This is a genomic window from Marinilactibacillus kalidii (assembly GCF_017599325.1).
Lineage (GTDB): Bacteria > Bacillota > Bacilli > Lactobacillales > Carnobacteriaceae_A > Marinilactibacillus > Marinilactibacillus kalidii.
In genome coordinates, this window is the sequence record NZ_JAGFVM010000044.1 from 77,311 (window position 1) to 95,321 (window position 18,011).

Here is an 18,011-nt window from a genome sequence, read left to right on the forward strand (position 1 = left end):
TCCGATAAATATGTTAACATAACCTGGAGAAGCTTTCAAAAAACCCTTGTCAAATGGGCGTTTAAAAGAAATTTTTTTTAGTTTTTAGTTTCAGTATTTAAACTTTTATTCTTTTTATCTGTTTATTTTGTTTCAAAAACCAACCGGATACGTGCACCTAAAACTTTTTTATCTTTTTTTATATTTTCAGTAAATAACCGCGCATGATTTTTATTTGCCAGTTCGTTTGCGATAAACAAGCCTAGTCCATAATGCTCTTTGTTTCGTGCTTTGTGTTCAGTAAAAAACCGATCCATTCCCTTCTCTAATGCAACTTGAGAAAAGCCATCCCCTTCATCCTCAATCACTATTTCATACCGATCGTCCACATGTTTAAAAGACAATGTCAGTTGGGTTTTTATTCGACTGTGATCGATGGCATTTTTAACCAGATTTTGAATAATTTTCATTAATTCCCCTTTATTTACATCTACACTTGCTTCATATTCTCTCTCTAAAACAGATACGTTTATTTGTTTCATCGTAGAAATCTGCTTGGCTAGCGTTTCTATACTTGAAATGGTTTTTTCATCAAATACGCAAGTTTGGACGGTTTCGACTTCTAACCCTGATAGATAACGTAATTCTTTGAGATAACTATGCATTCTTTCTAACCCTTTTTCCGCATGGGTCAGATAAGCTCGTTGTTCTTCATCAAGCACTGTCTCGTCTAGTAGTTCTATGTTTCCGGCAATAATCGATAAGGGCGTATTAATATCATGAGAGATCGCTTGTAACGTCGTCTCAAGGGCTTCACGTTGGGACCACTGGGTTCTTAAACTTTTTTTCAATTTATCTTCCATCTTGTATAGGGAACGTAAGATATCATCAATTTCTTTTATCGTACTGTTTTTCCTGGCATAGTCATTCTCTTGATCAAAAATAGAATCTTTTATTGTCAAAATCATTTGTAATTCTCGATCAATCCGCTTGGCGAAATGTCTGACGAGCAACACGAGACCAATCACGATCACGAGCAAAAAACTTACGGTCATTATATGCTCAGCTGTTGGTAATCGTTCTCGTAACTGATCCGATTTAAAGTCTGCTTTTAATCGGTATGTCAAAACAAGTGTCCGCTGTTCTCCTTCTATCCTTCTGTATTGCCTAGTGCTCCGACTCGTATACGCCTCTGTCATTTGTGCTAGTTTCTCCCGCTCTTCGAGTGACGCGATAGATTGATTAACGATCTTTCCTTCTTTATCTAGTTCAATATAATGGATATACCCAGGAATTTGAGCGACAGAAAAGTTTTGTTGATCAATTTCCTCTGCAATCTCTGAAGCCATTCGCTCTGGGTAATTGGCAGGATAAAGAACCCCGCTGTTGAGCGCGAGGTTCATTCCTACATAAAACAAAGCTACCACACTCATTAAAAATAGTAGCATAGTCATTAAAAACTGTATTAAAATCGATTTGATGGATCGTTTAGCCATTTGTACCCAATCCCCCAAACCGTTTGTATTGGTTGTTCATGATATGCACTAAACTTATGGCGAATTTTTTTAATACGTTCTGTTATGGTTGTTTGACTGTCTCCTTCGCCATCGAAGCCATAAACGGATGTATAAATCGCTTCTTTTGAAAAGACTTGTCCTTTGTTTTTTAAAAGGAGCAAGCAAATATCATATTCAGATGCAGTAAGATTTACGGGTTTTTCTAGACAATAGAAAGTTCTTTGTATGAGATCCGCGCTGATCGTGCCATCGTTCAGACGGTATTGCTTCTCTCTTGTCTCTCTTCTAAGGTGTGCTTCTACCCTTGCACGCAGTTCTTTAATGGAAAAAGGTTTTGTAATATAATCATCTCCGCCAGATGCAAAGCCTTCTAGGATATCTTTTTCGAATGATTTAGCTGTTAAAAATAAAACGGGGATATCGATTTGATTGCGATTGGATCTCAGAAACGTAAAGCCATCTACCGTTGGCATCATCACATCCAATAGTAATAAGTCACACTGATTAATGGCTTGGATGTTCACTGTACTTGAATCCAATTGAACAGTAATGGTGTGTCCAACTTTCTCTAACGCTCGTCTCATCAGTTTTAGTAGATCCAAATCATCATCAATAATCATAATATGCGCCATACTTTATCCCTCCTTGCTACCGTCTTCTGCTTCCCATTGATTATACCAAATTCGCTCGATGAAAAAGATACAGATGATAAGTAATAACGCAATAATCGTTAATCCAAATAGGGGTTTAATCAACAAGGTCCCACCAGTTGCTTGACTGGGAAAATATTCGTAGTGCATGCGAATCGACCACGTTATCGGTAAGTATTTCCAAATTTCTTGACCTAGTCCTGTAGTACCTATCAGTATACCGAATAAAGCTAAAAAGGCAGAATTAATAACCGCGCCATTCATTCTGAACTGGTAGCTTGTAAAGAGTACCAAAAGCACGTTTGGTAACATCAGTAAATAACTGATGCTCAAGAAAAGCAAAAAGAGATTGATCGGTACTTGGGTTTCTCTCAAATAAGAACCGATATAAAAAGTTCCGCCAGCTATCATATAAGTTAATCCTAGATAAGAACCAATACTAAGACATTTAACAAGAAAATAGTTTTTTCTGTTCAGGTCAGTTCGAAATTCATTCGCATATCGTCCTGCTTTACGGTCAAGATCGGTGATCAGATCAATAAAAACCCCTAAAATGATCATCACGCAAAGGTTAAAAAGAATAAGAAAACTTGTTGCTTCGTATTCTGCTGTTATAGTCAATGCTGTCGTCATAAAGTAGCCGATCAGAACCAGCGAAAAAGTAAAAGGTAATAGGAAAGTCATGCTAGGGATCCATGTATGCTTTGTTTTCAACCATTCTGCTCGAATACGGTGAATCATATTTTCACGCTCCTTACAAAAAGACTCGTTGTCGTAACCGACAGCAAGATAAACAACGCAAAGCTTGTTATTATTCCCAACACTACAACCGACAGATCCATCAGAGAACTGTCTACTGCAAGAAAGGTTCCATTCGGATGAATACCCAGCACAGGTGCCATCATTCTGGTACTATAACTCCAGGGAAAGTAGATCCATGCCGGTGCCGCTGCAAAAAAGGCAACACCTACGATGGTCATCGGAACATTTATCGCAAAACACATTAGACGATTCAGTTTATATGCAATCAGTAAACTGAACGGTATCAACCAGCTATTCGAAATAATGAGTATGATACTTGCAAAGATGATGGCGCCTATACTCGTCGTTTCTTGAAAAACAGTCACTTCTATTATTACTGCAAGTATTAGATTGAACAAGGTAACGATGCTATAATCTAGCAAAGTGATGAAGATTTTTGCTATCCAAATGCTTTTCGCATCAGCATTCATCGATAACTGAAAATCAATCTTTCGTTGATCGTCTTCTCGCTTAATGGCATGGCTAGTGATTAAAGATAGCACGATTGGACTGATCATTGAAGGATACCAATTATAGGCTGCGGCTATGAAGAAGCTAATTGACCCTGATTCCGCCTTGCCCATAAGCATACTCACCAAAAAACAAAAAATAGTAAAAACTAGCGGTATAATCCAAAAGAGCGAACGATTCGACGAGTGTCTTTCTTTCAACCATTCGGCTTTGATGGTATTGATCATCTAGACACCTCCGCTCTATTTTGTTGAACGATTTTCATAAAGATCGTTTCGAGATCATGAGCATTTCGATCATTTTTGCCTTCAAATCCCATTACTCCTTCGTGAATGATACCAATGTCGTCTGCTACGAGTTGAACCTCTGTTAATAAATGACTAGATAAAATAACAGTGATGCCTCTTTCTGGAAAAGACCGAATCAGTTCTCTTAATTCTTGAATACCTAATGGGTCGAGTCCGTTTGTTGGTTCATCCAGAATCAGTACTTCGGGCTCGTTAATAAGTGCCATTGCGATACCTAGCCGTTGTTTCATGCCTAAAGAAAACTGCCCCGCTCTTTTTTTCCCTACGTTTACTAATCCAACGATTTCTAGTACTTTCTCGATTCGTTTTTCTGGTAAATCTAGTAATAAACTCAGTACTTTTAAATTATCATGTGCTGACAAATTAGGATAAATAGCCGGTCCTTCAATCATTGAACCGACTGAAGCGACCTGATTTCTATCCCATCGTTTTCCATCAACCCAGATTTCTCCACTTGTTGGTTTTAATATGCCGGTCAGCACTTTTAACAAGGTCGACTTACCTGCTCCGTTTGCCCCTAATAGTCCATACACACTTGCTCGTCTTACATGGATATCAATTTCTTTTAGTACGCTTTCTTTACCGAACTTCTTCGTTAATTGTTTTGTTTCAATCATATTCTGCGCCATCTTTATCAGCTCCTTACCGGCACTATACCGCGTATATCTAACTGATTTATAACTGAATACAGGTATAAACTAAAAAAAAGTAGACACCTTATCGGTATCTACTTAGGTACTCATTTTACGAGTCGCTATTTTCTTCATCTTCTACGTATTCCAATATGTCACCTGGCTGACATTCAAGTACCTTGCAGATTGCGTTTAGGGTCGAGAATCGTACAGCACTCACCTTACCTGTTTTGATTTTTGATAAATTGACATTGGCAACGCCAACTTTTTCGGATAATTCTTTTAAAGAGATTTTGCGATCGGCCATGACGCGATCTAACCTAAGAATAATGGCCATTATTTTTCCTCCATGCTATAGTATTTCGTCGACATCTTGTTGTAAGGATTGACCATATTTAAATATCTCAGCTAGTGTATAAAACATGAGCCCAATCAATAATAACCCACCATCAATATTCATCTGTACATATGTGCCTTCTAAGAAAATCGCATATAAAAGGGATGGTAAAAAACTGATTACGAAGAAACCGAGAAACGATAATCCTGATAACAAATAGATTTTTCTGACTTGAATCGTTTTAAAAGGCACTTCACTTTTAGCAAGACCACTGAAGATTCTGGAAACAATAACATAACCAACTAACGTTAAAAAAAGCAATATGTATCTTAGTGTTACATTGATCGTGTCTACGATAGACTGATCGACTATACCTGATTTTCTTCCCATACTAAATACGGTAAAAATCCCACTTGGTACTTGCTTGTTCTGTGAAAAAGACCCTCCGTCAAAAACAACAAAAGCAAAATAAACGAGTTGCAAAACAATCAAAACAATAAATACGTTTAGTAAAATACTAATACTCTTACTGAGTAATCTGATTTTCTGGTTCATATAATCGTCTCCTTTTTGAAAGGTTACCATTAAAATAAATGTTAATCAACAATTAATTAACGATAAACATTAATTAATTGTTGATTTCACAATTTTTCAAGCGCATTTAATACTTTCAAGATAGCTGATTGAAATACTGCTGACAAAGATCTATAAAGTCTTGTATATCCGTTTTTTGGTTCCGCTTACGTTTTCCAATTCCAAAAGGTACACTGTTATAAGTTTCAGCCAATGGACAAACGCGTACTTTATCGGTATGACCAATAATCTCCTTTCCAATCCATGCAATGCCTTGGTTTAACTGTACGGCACGAATCAGCTCTTCCATGCTATCTACATATTTAACAATATTCAATATAATCTGTTCTTCTCTTATTTGATGTTTTAGCGTTGCATAATAGTCCGGATAGGCTTTTTTTGACAGCGTAATGATGGGGTAATCCGCTAGTGCTTTTAAGGAAACAGCTTCTTGGGTTCCTAACGGATGGTTAGGAGACGTGATCAAACAAATTTGTTGTTCAATCATTCTAGTTGTTTCTATCATGGCATACGACTCAAGATCTTGTATGGTTCCGAAGACTGCATCCAATTCACCTTCGAGCATTTGACGAACACATGATTTAAATATCGTCCGTGTCACTTTAATGATTTTTTCAGGATATTGTTCTTCATACAGTGCAATGATATTTGGCAAGTGAACAGCCTCTAGCGGTCCAGTTATCCCAATATGCAAAACACGGTCCTCTATTCGAGAAATTTCTCTAAGATCGGAAAGCATCGTTGTTTCTTTTTCAAGCGTTTCGGTGCAAAAATCGTAAAATGTTTTTCCTGCTTTCGTTAGCCTTGGTTTGTAAAAACTGCGGTCAAAGAGGGTCACGTCTAGTTCGCTTTCCAGATAAGCAATTTGCTGACTGATTGCAGACTGCGTAATCACATAAGCTTTTCCTGCGGCAGAAAAGGAACCTTCCTCAACGACCGCCAGGAAGTACAACACACGTTTGTCTAACATAGCTCACCTACTTTACTTTTTTAAAGACCAGTTCACAGCCTCTTTTGCATGAATCACCGTTGTATCAAATACTGCTAACGCTGAATCTTCTGGCTTAATCAATAAACCGATCTCTGTACAGCCCAATATAACGCCTTCAGCACCTTGTTCCTTTAGTTGCTTGATTGTTTCTTGGAAATAGACCCTAGAATCAGTTTCCATCTTTCCTAAACATAGTTCATCAAAGATGATCTCATTGATTTTACTACGTCTATCTTCTGTTGGAACGACTACTTGAATGCCTTGTTGTTCAATTCTCGATTTATAAAAAGTTTGTTCCATCGTATACTTCGTCCCCAATAGACCAACCGTTTGAATCTGGGCTTCCTTTAGTGCATTGGCTGTCGCATCTGCAATATGCAACACTGGAATCGAAATCTTTTCTTCGATCGACTGAATCACTTTGTGCATCGTATTCGTACAGATCACGATAACGTCAGCACTTGCTTTTTCTAAAGAAAGCGCTGCTTGCCCCAACCGCTCACCTGCTCGATCCCAATTTCCTGTTTGTTGGTCATGTTCAATTTCTTCAAAATCTACGCTGTATAAAATACACTCTGCTGAATGCAGTCCGCCTAAATTCTCTTTCACTTGCTCGTTGATCAGTCTGTAGTATTCCGCTGAGGATTCCCAACTCATTCCACCTATCAGGCCAATTTTTTTCATTTCAACTGCCCCCTATGTATGTTTCGCTATTCCTTTTTATCAATTCTACTTTAAAACTATCTAAATTAAAATAACAAAATGACCTCTTTCTACTTTTTCGTAGAAGAGGTCATTGATTTGCTCATAAATCATGAGTGATTTTGTATTGCAGTGTTTGTTTTAATCCGGAATAATCAACAACCGTATAATCGGTCACATCAATCTCAATCAGTTCTCCCAACTGAAAATCGTTGTATCCTCTCGTTTCGATCATCTGCTTAAATCCTTCTTTAGTGATCAGGTTGTCTGCTGTAGATCGATCTTCTAAACTGTCTCCATAGTGATAATGTGTCTGAATATGGCTCAGATGTCTAGAAAGTTCAACATCTCTTTTTTTTCGTCTTTCCCAAAGTATCTCAAAATCTGCAACGAGCCTGATCGTGATGACCGTATACTCGTGTTGCGTAGAAAGCTTTGACAGTTCCCCTTTTTGTTTTTGACTAAAAGGGTACTCTGAAAGAATAACTTTTTTACCGATTTTCATGTAATACGCCAACACACCATAGTAAAAGTCCCAGACTTCTTTTTCCAACACTGCTTTTTCAGCTAGGTTACTGAATCCAACAGAATCCGCAATGATTTCTTTTCCTTCATCAGGTGTGATGATAAACATATCTGGTAAGACGGTCTTCAATTCTTCTACGAGGTAGGATTTCCCCGTTGCTGGACTCCCTGCTAAAAGAATCAAATATTTTTTCATACTATTGTGCTACTTTGATTGGACTGTCCACATTCATGAACAAACCAATCTTATGTTTGATGATTTCTTTTACAGCTAAGTTAGCAGGAATCACATTATGGCGCAGTGACTTATTGACAGGGGTCTCTGCAAAGCAAGCTTTCGCTTCTTTTGTCCAGTTAACAAGTAACTCTGTTCCTACGTTAAATTTACGAATACCATTATTGATTAAATCTGGATAATCTTCTTCTTTCACACCTGTTCCACCGTGAACCACTAGGGGAATATCCGTTACTTGATGAATCTCTTTTAATAATGGAATATTTACTTCTGTTTTAGATTTGAACTGACCGTGATTTGTCCCAATCGCAATAGCCAAAGCGTCCACACCGGTCTCTTTTACAAATTCAACAACATCTTCAGGACTGGTATAAATTCTGTCCGCTTCTTCAACATGAATCCCCTCTTCTGTACCGCCGATCGTACCGAGCTCCCCTTCAACGGAAGCGCCGTGTTTGTGGGCGTATTGTACAACTGCTCTTGTTTTTGCAATATTTTCTTTAAAGGGTAACTGAGAGCCATCGTACATCACCGATGTATAGCCACTATCAATCGCCTCTTTGATATCATCAAAATCTTGGGCATGATCCAAATGTAAGGCAACATCGACCATTTCATCTTCAGCTAATTGTTTTGCGACAGCGACCATCACTTTGAAACCAATATATCTCGCTGTAGCAATGGATGTTTGAATAATAATCGGTGAACCCATTTCCTTAGCAGCACGGATCATTTCGGGCATCATTTCCAAGTTGTGGGCGTTGAACGCACCAATCGTCATGTTCAAGTCCTCAGCTGTTTGTGTCACGTTTTTTAAAGTTGTATACATATTTTTTCTCTCCCTTTTATCTAGATGTGGTTACTTTTTTAGCGATTTGTCTCATGTCATCCATTTTGTTCATATAGTAATCAATCCCTTGGTCGTCACCACTCCGAGCAGCTTCAGCTCTTTTTGCATTGTATAAGCTCATGAGTTTTTTATAGCCATCACCGATAGACAGTTTATAATCAAGACTTTTTTCAAGAGACGCTACTGCCTGTTCTTTTTCATCCAGTTCTGCTTGTTTCAGTCCCTTTTTTTCATAAAGAACTGCAAGCGCTGGCTTGTCCGTTTCACTAGTCTGTTCTATTTCTTTGTCCAATGCTTCGATTTCATTGACGAGTCGTGCTTTTTCTTCTACGGATAATGTCGGTTCTGGTGTAGTGGGTTCTTTCGTTTTTGGTTTATCTTTATTTTTAAATAATCCGAACATCTTTGTTCCTCCTTATTTTAAAAGGCTTTTAAAATGGGACTTAAAATCCAAGCGTAAAGTAGCGCTGCGAAGACTGTATCAACATCTGTAGCCGTTGCATTGATAAAGCCAAGACTGTTGAAAATCGTTACGAGTAAAGCAGGTAGGAGTGTGATAAAGAAACCATGAGCGATTCCCCCAATGATCGCACCACGTCGTCCACCTACTGCATTACCGAATATCCCAGCCGTTCCGCCGGCAAAGAAATTCGTTAGCATACCTGGTAAAATCATTGCTAATCCAAAAACTGGTAAAACGAACATCGCAACCACTGTACCTATGGTTGTTGTGATAAATCCTAAAATAACGGCATTTGGTGAGTAAGGGAAAAATACCGGACAATCGAGTGCTGGAATAGCATCAGGTACAAGTTTCATCGCAATCCCTCTAAACGCTGGTACGATTTCTCCGAGCAGTAAACGTACGCCGGCTAGTAGGACATAAACCCCTACGACAAATTGAATCGCTTGTATGAATGCAAACATGATATAGTTTTGTGATCCTGATAGCGTAGAAGCAAATTCGCTTCCTGCAAAGGCTGCTGTAACGATATAGAGTGGCACCATTACGACCATGAGTGAAAGATACGTATCTTGTAAAAATTCAAAAGACCCAGGCAATTGAATATCTTCGATCGATTTTTTGTTTTCTCCACGTTCACCGAATACTTTTGCGACACCGGCTTCAAAAAGATACCCCAGTGTACAGAAGTGACCAAGTGCGATATCGTTTGATCCGGTAACTTTTCGAATGATTGGTTGTGCAAGTGCCGGCATTGCTACTGCGAAGACGGCACCAACAAATCCGCCAACAAGAATCAGTGTGATTCCTCTTAGTCCTGCAAAGAATCCAAAGACTGTGGTCATCGTAGCCATCCATAATATTGCCTGACCAGTTAAGAAAATATATTTCCATTTGGTAAATCGTGCAATCAAGATATTAAAGACGAAAATCGCTAAGAAGGTTAAAGCAATATCTCTTCCTAACCCTAATTCGTTCATAGCTTGACCATTGATCGCTTCAATCGAAGGAATGATCCCTTGCATACCGAATCCTATCGTGAAGATTTCGCCAAAGTACGTTAAACTACCAACAATAATGCCTGAACCGGCACTGAGTACTTGAAAGCCTAATAATGTCTTCAATGTGCCAGATATGACTTGCCCCATGGATTTCTTCTGTAGCAGCAAGCCTAGCATGGCAATCAATGCGATTGTAATGGATGCTTGCGTTAAAATATTATCTACTATGAAATTAATGACTGACATCTTTTTTCCTCCTATACGGTTTCTAGATAGCGCCCTTGGCTTCTAATACAGGTGTTAGTTTTTCGTCGATCTCTTGTTTGGATACAATATTTTTCAAATAGACAATGGCCGTCTTGCTTTCATCAATGTTGAACTTTTCAAACTGTGATTTGAAATTTTGTGCTGTAATGATAATATCTGGGCTCATGGACGCTGCACTTGAAATATCTACATGATCCAATTTTGCTTCTACACCTTTTGCATTCAATACATCTTCCGCAGACATCTGTGCTGCGAAACTACTTCCTAGTCCTGCCCCACATACAAATAAAATCGTTAACTTTTTAGCCATGTTCATCTCCCCGTTTCTGTTATTTTTGATTGTTCACTATATAGAATTTTTTTAAACTGTTGGATATCTTTGCATTGAACCATTTCTTCTATCTTTTCTTTATCATTGATCAAGTCCACTAAATTTTTCATAATGTTCAAATGAGAATACGCATCCACTGCCGCCAAACAAAAAATGATTTTGACTGGATCATTATCTTCATTTCCAAAAACAATCGGTTCTTCTAAAGTAGCTACGCTGACACCTAATTTATTGACCCCATCTTCTGGTCTAGCATGGGCTAAGGCAATATGCTCTCCGATCACAATATAGGGGCCATACTCTTCTACTGATTGAATCATGGCATCTACATACCGTTCCTCAATGATCGCTTTTTCTAGCAAAGGGACTGAGACTTTTCTGATAGCATCACTCCAGTCCGCTGCTTGCTCGGAAAGTAAAATGTCTTTGTCTTCCAAAATATCTTTAAGCATTGGCTGAATCTCCTTTTTATTGATTTTTAACTGATGAGTATCAAATAACTTTTCCATTGACTGATAGATTTTCCCAGATACACTGCCGCCACTTTGCTTGATGATATCGATAAACGCTTGAAACAAGTCAGTCGCATCGACAGTATGGTTTGTCAGTCTCTTAAACTGTTGATGTTTTGTTAGAAAAGCTTCGATCGTTTGTTTGTCTTCTTCTCTGATAATGGGATCCAGTACCAGTAAAGGCTTCTGCTCATAGGTGAGTGCCAAAGTTGAAAAGACGACATCGACATCTAATTTTTCAATGAGATGAATCTCTCTTGAGCTCAACACCCCCACAATATCAATGTTGAATTGTTCTTTCAGATTTTCTGATAGTAATTTACCGGTCACCGTTCCATGATTACAGACAATGACTGCTTTGTAGGTATACTTTAGGTCTTGATTGATTGCACTGACAGAAGCCGAAAAATGAATCGTGAGAAAGGCGATCTCATCGTCGGTCAATTGCTCACCGGTGATCTGTTCGACTTGTGGTGTGAACGTTTGAATCGCTCGATAGACCTCTCGGTAATAATTTTGAATCGTTTCTTTCAGTGGATTAACCATTTGAATATGATTTTTAACGCGATTGATCAATCCTAAAATATGTTTATACAAGCCCTCGTGAAGTGATTCTTCTTTTCTAGTAAAAGGGATATTCGTTGCCTGTTCTACATGTCGGATCAACTGAATGGATAGTAGTTGCGCTTGTACCCACTCGATTGATTCAGTCGTGTTTTCTGAAGTAAAGGACTCTAGCATAAAGTTGATGTATTGCCGTTCCTGTTCCGGAGGACAAACGTCCAATACGGTGCAGAGCGTTTCTGTATACGCCTTCATTTTAGAGTGTTTTTTCTGTTTTAAATCCGTTGAACTCTTTACGATCACTTGCTTTGCAGAATACCGACTGATCCAAACAGCTGTAAACAGAATCATTTGGTCTCGGTAAGCACTCTCTTCTGTAGAAGAGATCGTCTGGTCATAAATCTGATCCAATGTTGTAAATGTTTCTTTTGGTATATAGCGATTCAGTAGATTCTCGATAACCGTTTCTGCTCTTTTACCAGTCGTTATAGCGATTGAACCAACTGATTTATTGATAACGTCGTAAATCATCGTTCTTATCGAACGTTCTGTTCCTTTCAAAAGAATTCCTTGTTTTATTGTACTAACAACTTCAATATCATATTGTCTCAACAATTTCCTGACACGTCGCATATCTTCGTCCATCGTGCTTTTAGAAATTTGATAGTCTATTTCTTTCTGGTAACAAAATACCGGTTCTGTGGAGAGGGAAAAAGAAAGAATAAGATCAAATATTCTCTCATCTCTTGATAGATAAGCTTCTGAGTGATCCAAATCGGTCAATGACTGAATATTAGCTCGTTCATTATCTGTGATCGCTAATATAAATCCTTTCCCTCGAATCGTTTGGACTCTAGAAATCCCTTCGCCTTCGAGAAAGTCATTGATTTCGTTGATCTCATTTCTAATGGTTCGTGGACTAACATTCATTTCTACTTTCAATGTTTCAATAGATAAAGGTAGGTCTGAGTCCATTAACCGCGTTAATGTTTTTAAAGTTCTATCTTTCAACTTATATCAACTCCTTATCTGACTATAGTATAAAAGGTCTTTTCATCTGTTATCAGTAGAGATTGTTGCAACTTGAAACGGCAAAATTGTAAGCGCTCCATTTAATAGCCTTATCTTAACTTGTTTTTCTATATAAGCATACCTTATCGTGATTAATCTTTCTTTCCGTCGATTCTCTCTTTTTGTCATAGTATAATGAGCTTATCTTATCTTTTTGAGGAGGAATTTATATGAGCCAACTCATCATTCTTAGAGGGAATTCTGGTAGTGGTAAATCAACGACTGCACTAGCCTTACAGGCACGTTTAGGAAAGAACACCTTGTTGATTTCTCAAGACGTTATCCGTAGAGAGATCATGTATACTTCAGACGGACCAGATACGCTGATCATCCCGATGATAATCGAAATGGTTCGTTATGGCAGAACGGTTTGTCCTTATATTATCGTGGAAGGTATCTTTAAAGCCCCTTGGTACGCGGATATGTTTGAAACAATCATAAAGTTATGTAATCAACCACCGCTGATTTATTATTTTGATCTTCCTTTTCAAGAAACCTTGAAACGCCATCAACAAAGAGATAAAGCCAATGATTTTGGAGAAGAAGCCATGCGTAGTTGGTGGAATGAACATGATCAGTTAGGTCACGCTAATGAGTTCCTCTTCAATGAAAGTCATACACCAAAAGAAATTTTAGCCATCATAGAAACGGCACTGAACAATTCGGCATCTACTCAAAAAAAGCGCACTGATCAGTGATCAGTCCGCTTTTAATTAGAAAATAGTTATCCTTATACATCTATGATTTTTCTTAATGTTATAAAAATTTCCTTGCCGTGAATAATCATGACTGACCAAAACATCAACGTACTAGTTACGAAAGAAATCACACTGGGTAAAGGGTCAGTCGTCCAGCCCATCAGCAAGAAAATCAAAGGGATGAAACCCAGCAAAGCCGCTGCCTGAAGATAAAGAACGTAATCTTCTGCATCTAAACGGACCGTTTGAATGGCTAGAAACATTGCAATCAAAGCTGACGTACAGATGATTGGAATGGAATAAGTCACAGCCCATCCTTGCCAACCACTTGTGAAATCGAAATAAAAACTGATCATCGATAAAAATAAAATCAGATAAAGAATGCCTTTTGTAATATTTCGACGTTTACGAATGATGATCAATACGACTAACCACATACTGATGATCCCAGCTAAAACATAATCTAAACCAAAAAATGGAAACGCCCAGAACCATTGAACCGCAAAATAAGCCATAGCTACCAAAATGGAAATACCCGTAAGTAACTTTGTGATTCTAGCCCGATTAAATCTCAGTGGAATCTCCGGAAAAGGATTAGCATGTGCGCTATGCTCCTTTTCCATGATCTGACTACCGCATAGCGGACAACGTGTCCACTCACCTTTTACTGTTGTCTGACAACGAGGGCATTGGTTCATTAGCGTTCCCCTCCATTTCTTCTTTTGTTACTTTATTCGCTCTGACAGTCACCGGCAAAGCTTCTTCTCTTAATAGTTCTACGAATCTTTTTTGAATCTCCGTTTCCACAAAAGGCGTCGTAAAACTGACTGTCAACTGATTCTCATGACTGATCATGCAAAATTGCGGTCTTATGGCAGAGGTATGAAAATAAACAGCTCGTATAAATGGTCTGACCGATTCGGGAAACACGACTCTACCCAAATTTGACATTGCAACGGTTACTTTCTGATTATTTATTCGATTGATTATCTTTAAAATGAAATCTTTCAGCGGTCTTGGTTGTACACGAATAAAAGGATTCAACTCAAAGGAGATAAATCGATTCAGTCTATCTTCTAGATATGCTTGATTCGTTTGTGCTTTTAATTGTTCAGAAAGTTGTCTACATAGCTTTTGAATATCCGGCCGTGCGCGATCTGCAATAGATGCACTTAACTTAACCGTAGTAAAGAAATTTCTCGCTGAAGAAGACGGAAAATATTGTCTTAAATTTACAGGCACAGAGATTGTGAGTGCTGAAGACTTCGCATTTTCTTCCTTCGTCTGTTCAACAGCAACCAAGTAAAGTGCTGTCAAATAAACGGTCAGCGATGCCTCAAAGGACTTGGCTAACTTCAACATCTGGTCTAATGGTAGTTCCAATTCTATCACGCGTGTACGATTATCGGGTGTCTTAGTCCCTTTGATTCGATAAATAGTTTGCTGATCCTGGTTATCGTCGATCATATCTGGTTCATCCATCGTCGCTGAAGAAACAGCCGTTTTCTTTACAGGCTCATCATTTTCTCTTTCGAGATAAATTTTTTCAAGTGCTGAAAGCGCCGCTTTGCCAAAATTTTTCTGACGACTTTTTCTAAAATGTTTTGCAAAGCTATCTTCTCGTTGATCTGTCACCCTGTCGGGATCCGCTTCAACACCATCTGATTGCGGTTCAAGATGCATCAAAGAAATATATTCAGATACCAAATCTTCAAAAAACCACTGGGCGCCCGTTCCATCTGATAAGGCATGAAACACCTCCAAATGAATGCGATCTTGATGATATAAAACTCTAAACAACAATTCTTTTCGGTCAAAATGGTAAATGGGCGCACAGGGTGATTGGGTTTCAGGTCTAACAACCGGTCTCAAATTACTTTCTTCAAGGTAATACCAAAACAGCCCTCTTCTTAAAACACTTCGGTATAACGCATATTGTTTATAGACAATATCCAGCGCGCGTTGCAATACTCTCGGATTAACGGTCCCCTCTAACTCAGCACTGAGTCGAAAGACTTTTGTATCGATATCGTTTTTTGCTGCTAAAAAGATATTGGAAGCATTGTCTAATCTTACCCAATTTCTTCTTTCCAACGGATCTTTCCCCTTTCTGACTCAGTCTGATGGAACGTTTAATTTCTTGTTAAAAAATCATTCATAATACGGTACGATTCTTCTAGCGGAGAAGCAAACTTAGGATACGTAATAAATCCATGAACAGCATTCTCCACGCGGTGTAACCTTACTTTATTTCCACTGTTGAATAACGCGTTAGCATATGCTTCGCCTTCATCACAAAGCGGATCATACTCGGCTGTAATCACGAGCGTTTCTGGTTGATGAGATAAATCTTCCGCCATTAGTGGTGCGACTTTATAATCTTTTCGTTCAGTTTCATTCGGAACATATAATTTCATATAACTTTGTATTTTATCAATCGTCAGGCCATAGTCATGACCGTTTCGTCTAATCGATTCAAAAGGAGAAGATTCAGAATGATCCCAATAGGTAACAGGATACAACAGTATTTGCTTATAAGGTTGTGTCAGTCCTTTTTCCCGCAACAAGATACTGACGACAGCCGCGAGATTCCCACCTGCGGAGTCGCCCATAATGATCCACTTGGAGACATCTTCTGGCCCTGTGAATTCCAATTGTTCGAGTAAAATCTCAGCTACACGTAAACAGTCTTCTAATCCTGCAGGGTAAGGAAATTCTGGCGCTAATCGATAATCCACAGAATACACGACTCTACCCAACGCATCAGCTAAGTTGAGACAGGCTTTTGTGTAAGAATCAATATCACCGATCACCCACCCACCACCATGGATATATAAAATTGGTTCTTCATATTGCTTCTTTTTTGGCTGGAATACCCGTACATCTATTGTATGCGAGCGATTTTCAGAATAGATTTTTTCATCTAACACTCTGTAGGAGCGTTTGGGCGAATGATAGAAAATCTGCTGAAACTTTCTAATGGATTCATAGTCTTCTTGAATATCGATCCTAGGAGAAGACAACAACTTCAATAGGAGTTTGAAAAGTGGATTCATAGGCTAGCCTCATTATCTTTTACTTTTCTACAGTTTATCACGAAAACGCTTTGTAGACATTAAATCTATCTATACCTTAACCGATATGACGTTCATGATCAGTTTCGAATCAGCCGACTATGTTAAACTGAGCGTAACCAACAATGCCATTTTATCTATTGAAAGGATGATCAATATGAAAACTGCACAAGAATGGATCAACGAACTCGGCTTAGAACCACACCCAGAAGGTGGGTATTTTATTCAAACAGATAAAGGGGAACAGCCTGTTCATTCCAACGAAACATCTTTACCCCTTTATACCAATATTTATTTCTTACTGACCACAGAATCGGCCTCACACTTTCATCGACTAACTTCGGATGAATTGTGGTTTTATCACGCTGGCTCAGCACTCACGGTGCATGAACTTCATCCTGATGGCTCTTACCATCAACATCTTGTTGGATTAGAGGTAGCAAACGGAGAAAGACTACACCATACGGTACCTGCCGGAACGATCTTTGGTTCAACCGTCGAAGAAGGCTATGCATTAGTGAGTTGCACTGTTATTCCAGGCTTTGATTTTTCAGATTTCAAATTATTTACACAAACTGAACTATTAACGCTTTATCCTGAGCACAAAGAAATTATTACAAAATTAGCATATGAAACGCTTCCTGAATAAGATATCAACTTGTTTTGAAAGCATCTCTTTGAAAGCTTGTCATTTTGGCGAATGATGTCATTTTTTCTCCTTAAATTTCGTTTGACTTGCCTTGCGGCTACTGTATAATTGAAAAAGCGTGCGTAACCACGACAACACCTAAAAGGGAGAACAAAAAATGAGTAATGGGATACCAGAAGGCAAAAAAATTGCCTTCAATGAAATAACTGCTAATCCTGCACCACTTGGATTGCTTGGATTCGGAATGACGACAGTATTACTGAACATCCACAATGCTGGATTCTTTCCAATCAACCCAATGATTATCGCAATGGGAATCTTCTATGGAGGATTGGCTCAAGTTGTTGCTGGAATCATGGAATGGAAAAAGAACAACACTTTCGGTACAACGGCTTTTACATCATATGGATTTTTCTGGCTATCATTTGCTGCACTGAATTTATTACCAATGATGGGATTAGGTGAACCAACTGCTCCGGAAGCGATGTCTGCTTACTTGTTCATGTGGGGACTTTTCACATTGGGTCTATTTATCGCAACACTTAGAATCAGCCGTGCATTACAAGTAGTTTTCGGCTCTCTAGCGCTTTTATTCTTCTTGCTAGCTATCGGAGACTTCACTGGATCTGAAATGGTCATCACGGTTGCTGGATACGAAGGGATCATTTGTGGATTTTCAGCTGTTTATGCTGGGTTAGCACAAGTCATCAATGAAGTATACGGCAAAACACTTATGCCTTTAGGTGAAGTAAAGTAAACTAAAAAGCCAATAAAAAATACCATCCAATA

Annotated in this window: 21 protein-coding genes; 3 read left to right on the forward strand and 18 right to left on the reverse strand. The window is 38.5% G+C overall.

Annotated features, from left to right (window positions below; genetic code table 11):
* Positions 1-122: 122 nt before the first annotated feature.
* From J5J05_RS11115 to J5J05_RS11185, 15 genes are all read right to left on the reverse strand, one after another.
* On the reverse strand, positions 123-1,475 hold the full coding sequence (locus tag J5J05_RS11115; protein ID WP_208560734.1) for a sensor histidine kinase: 1,353 nt from the start codon (positions 1,473-1,475) through the stop codon (positions 123-125).
* Positions 1,445-2,128: a response regulator transcription factor gene (locus tag J5J05_RS11120; protein WP_208560735.1), complete on the reverse strand. Its 684-nt coding sequence runs from the start codon at positions 2,126-2,128 to the stop codon at positions 1,445-1,447. The genes J5J05_RS11115 and J5J05_RS11120 overlap by 31 nt, the downstream gene beginning before the upstream one ends.
* Before the next feature lie 3 nt (positions 2,129-2,131).
* Positions 2,132-2,887, reverse strand: coding sequence for an ABC-2 family transporter permease (locus tag J5J05_RS11125; RefSeq protein WP_208560736.1), 756 nt, complete (start codon positions 2,885-2,887; stop codon positions 2,132-2,134).
* Positions 2,884-3,645 carry a lantibiotic immunity ABC transporter MutE/EpiE family permease subunit gene (locus J5J05_RS11130; RefSeq protein ID WP_208560737.1) on the reverse strand — a complete coding sequence of 254 codons (762 nt, stop codon included), beginning with the start codon at positions 3,643-3,645 and terminating at the stop codon, positions 2,884-2,886. Before J5J05_RS11130 ends, J5J05_RS11125 begins: the two co-directional genes overlap by 4 nt.
* Entirely contained in the window at positions 3,642-4,355 is a 714-nt protein-coding gene (locus J5J05_RS11135) for a lantibiotic protection ABC transporter ATP-binding protein (protein WP_208560738.1), read from the reverse strand. Before J5J05_RS11135 ends, J5J05_RS11130 begins: the two co-directional genes overlap by 4 nt.
* Before the next feature lie 115 nt (positions 4,356-4,470).
* A complete protein-coding gene (locus J5J05_RS11140) occupies positions 4,471-4,695 on the reverse strand; it encodes a helix-turn-helix domain-containing protein (protein WP_208560739.1) in 225 nt (74 codons plus the stop codon).
* A gap of 15 nt (positions 4,696-4,710) precedes the next feature.
* Positions 4,711-5,250: a hypothetical protein gene (locus J5J05_RS11145; protein WP_208560740.1), complete on the reverse strand. Its 540-nt coding sequence runs from the start codon at positions 5,248-5,250 to the stop codon at positions 4,711-4,713.
* A gap of 115 nt (positions 5,251-5,365) precedes the next feature.
* Positions 5,366-6,259: a LysR family transcriptional regulator gene (locus J5J05_RS11150; RefSeq protein ID WP_208560741.1), complete on the reverse strand. Its 894-nt coding sequence runs from the start codon at positions 6,257-6,259 to the stop codon at positions 5,366-5,368.
* Between the two features lie 12 nt (positions 6,260-6,271).
* The gene (locus J5J05_RS11155; protein WP_208560742.1) at positions 6,272-6,964 is read right to left on the reverse strand and encodes an aspartate/glutamate racemase family protein; all 693 of its coding nucleotides are present in this window, start codon (positions 6,962-6,964) and stop codon (positions 6,272-6,274) included.
* 121 nt (positions 6,965-7,085) lie between these two features.
* Complete coding sequence (locus tag J5J05_RS11160) at positions 7,086-7,703, reverse strand: AAA family ATPase (protein WP_208560743.1); 618 nt, start codon at positions 7,701-7,703, stop codon at positions 7,086-7,088.
* A gap of 1 nt (position 7,704) precedes the next feature.
* The gene (locus tag J5J05_RS11165) at positions 7,705-8,571 is read right to left on the reverse strand and encodes a class II fructose-bisphosphate aldolase (RefSeq protein WP_208560744.1); all 867 of its coding nucleotides are present in this window, start codon (positions 8,569-8,571) and stop codon (positions 7,705-7,707) included.
* Positions 8,572-8,587: 16 nt separating this feature from the next.
* Positions 8,588-8,995 (reverse strand): tetratricopeptide repeat protein, encoded by a 408-nt coding sequence (locus J5J05_RS11170; protein ID WP_208560745.1) that lies wholly within the window; start codon positions 8,993-8,995, stop codon positions 8,588-8,590.
* A gap of 17 nt (positions 8,996-9,012) precedes the next feature.
* Entirely contained in the window at positions 9,013-10,302 is a 1,290-nt protein-coding gene (locus tag J5J05_RS11175; RefSeq protein WP_208560746.1) for a PTS sugar transporter subunit IIC, read from the reverse strand.
* A gap of 22 nt (positions 10,303-10,324) precedes the next feature.
* Complete coding sequence (locus J5J05_RS11180; protein ID WP_208560747.1) at positions 10,325-10,633, reverse strand: PTS sugar transporter subunit IIB; 309 nt, start codon at positions 10,631-10,633, stop codon at positions 10,325-10,327.
* A 2-nt stretch (positions 10,634-10,635) separates the two neighbouring features.
* Positions 10,636-12,741 carry a BglG family transcription antiterminator gene (locus tag J5J05_RS11185; protein ID WP_208560748.1) on the reverse strand — a complete coding sequence of 702 codons (2,106 nt, stop codon included), beginning with the start codon at positions 12,739-12,741 and terminating at the stop codon, positions 10,636-10,638.
* Between the two features lie 230 nt (positions 12,742-12,971).
* Here J5J05_RS11185 and J5J05_RS11190 point away from each other — a divergent pair, with 230 nt between their 5' ends.
* Entirely contained in the window at positions 12,972-13,499 is a 528-nt protein-coding gene (locus J5J05_RS11190; protein ID WP_208560749.1) for an AAA family ATPase, read from the forward strand.
* 32 nt (positions 13,500-13,531) lie between these two features.
* On the opposite strand, the gene J5J05_RS11195 is transcribed toward J5J05_RS11190, so the two are convergent.
* From J5J05_RS11195 to J5J05_RS11205, 3 genes are read right to left on the reverse strand one after another with little or no spacing between them, the layout of a single operon-like run.
* Positions 13,532-14,197, reverse strand: coding sequence for a DUF6320 domain-containing protein (locus J5J05_RS11195; protein WP_208560750.1), 666 nt, complete (start codon positions 14,195-14,197; stop codon positions 13,532-13,534).
* Positions 14,157-15,593, reverse strand: a complete 1,437-nt coding sequence (locus J5J05_RS11200) for an alcohol acetyltransferase (protein WP_208560751.1) — start codon at positions 15,591-15,593, stop codon at positions 14,157-14,159. The genes J5J05_RS11195 and J5J05_RS11200 overlap by 41 nt, the downstream gene beginning before the upstream one ends.
* Positions 15,594-15,631: 38 nt before the next feature.
* Positions 15,632-16,555 (reverse strand): alpha/beta hydrolase, encoded by a 924-nt coding sequence (locus J5J05_RS11205; protein ID WP_208560752.1) that lies wholly within the window; start codon positions 16,553-16,555, stop codon positions 15,632-15,634.
* A 175-nt stretch (positions 16,556-16,730) separates the two neighbouring features.
* Between J5J05_RS11205 and J5J05_RS11210 the strand changes: the two genes are divergently transcribed.
* Positions 16,731-17,222: a cupin domain-containing protein gene (locus tag J5J05_RS11210; protein ID WP_208560753.1), complete on the forward strand. Its 492-nt coding sequence runs from the start codon at positions 16,731-16,733 to the stop codon at positions 17,220-17,222.
* 157 nt (positions 17,223-17,379) lie between these two features.
* Positions 17,380-17,979 (forward strand): acetate uptake transporter, encoded by a 600-nt coding sequence (locus tag J5J05_RS11215; protein ID WP_208560754.1) that lies wholly within the window; start codon positions 17,380-17,382, stop codon positions 17,977-17,979.
* The last annotated feature ends 32 nt before the right edge of the window (positions 17,980-18,011 follow it).

What these genes read in the sequence shown, in the direction of transcription:
- J5J05_RS11115 (WP_208560734.1), bottom strand. Translation starts at nt 1,475, where the DNA reads ATGGCTAAACGATCCATCAAATCGATTTTAATACAGTTTTTAATGACT.
- J5J05_RS11120 (WP_208560735.1), bottom strand. Translation starts at nt 2,128, where the DNA reads ATGGCGCATATTATGATTATTGATGATGATTTGGATCTACTAAAACTG.
- J5J05_RS11125 (WP_208560736.1), bottom strand. Translation starts at nt 2,887, where the DNA reads ATGATTCACCGTATTCGAGCAGAATGGTTGAAAACAAAGCATACATGG.
- J5J05_RS11130 (WP_208560737.1), bottom strand. Translation starts at nt 3,645, where the DNA reads ATGATCAATACCATCAAAGCCGAATGGTTGAAAGAAAGACACTCGTCG.
- J5J05_RS11135 (WP_208560738.1), bottom strand. Translation starts at nt 4,355, where the DNA reads ATGGCGCAGAATATGATTGAAACAAAACAATTAACGAAGAAGTTCGGT.
- J5J05_RS11140 (WP_208560739.1), bottom strand. Translation starts at nt 4,695, where the DNA reads ATGGCCATTATTCTTAGGTTAGATCGCGTCATGGCCGATCGCAAAATC.
- J5J05_RS11145 (WP_208560740.1), bottom strand. Translation starts at nt 5,250, where the DNA reads ATGAACCAGAAAATCAGATTACTCAGTAAGAGTATTAGTATTTTACTA.
- J5J05_RS11150 (WP_208560741.1), bottom strand. Translation starts at nt 6,259, where the DNA reads ATGTTAGACAAACGTGTGTTGTACTTCCTGGCGGTCGTTGAGGAAGGT.
- J5J05_RS11155 (WP_208560742.1), bottom strand. Translation starts at nt 6,964, where the DNA reads ATGAAAAAAATTGGCCTGATAGGTGGAATGAGTTGGGAATCCTCAGCG.
- J5J05_RS11160 (WP_208560743.1), bottom strand. Translation starts at nt 7,703, where the DNA reads ATGAAAAAATATTTGATTCTTTTAGCAGGGAGTCCAGCAACGGGGAAA.
- J5J05_RS11165 (WP_208560744.1), bottom strand. Translation starts at nt 8,571, where the DNA reads ATGTATACAACTTTAAAAAACGTGACACAAACAGCTGAGGACTTGAAC.
- J5J05_RS11170 (WP_208560745.1), bottom strand. Translation starts at nt 8,995, where the DNA reads ATGTTCGGATTATTTAAAAATAAAGATAAACCAAAAACGAAAGAACCC.
- J5J05_RS11175 (WP_208560746.1), bottom strand. Translation starts at nt 10,302, where the DNA reads ATGTCAGTCATTAATTTCATAGTAGATAATATTTTAACGCAAGCATCC.
- J5J05_RS11180 (WP_208560747.1), bottom strand. Translation starts at nt 10,633, where the DNA reads ATGGCTAAAAAGTTAACGATTTTATTTGTATGTGGGGCAGGACTAGGA.
- J5J05_RS11190 (WP_208560749.1), top strand. Translation starts at nt 12,972, where the DNA reads ATGAGCCAACTCATCATTCTTAGAGGGAATTCTGGTAGTGGTAAATCA.
- J5J05_RS11195 (WP_208560750.1), bottom strand. Translation starts at nt 14,197, where the DNA reads ATGAACCAATGCCCTCGTTGTCAGACAACAGTAAAAGGTGAGTGGACA.
- J5J05_RS11205 (WP_208560752.1), bottom strand. Translation starts at nt 16,555, where the DNA reads ATGAATCCACTTTTCAAACTCCTATTGAAGTTGTTGTCTTCTCCTAGG.
- J5J05_RS11210 (WP_208560753.1), top strand. Translation starts at nt 16,731, where the DNA reads ATGAAAACTGCACAAGAATGGATCAACGAACTCGGCTTAGAACCACAC.
- J5J05_RS11215 (WP_208560754.1), top strand. Translation starts at nt 17,380, where the DNA reads ATGAGTAATGGGATACCAGAAGGCAAAAAAATTGCCTTCAATGAAATA.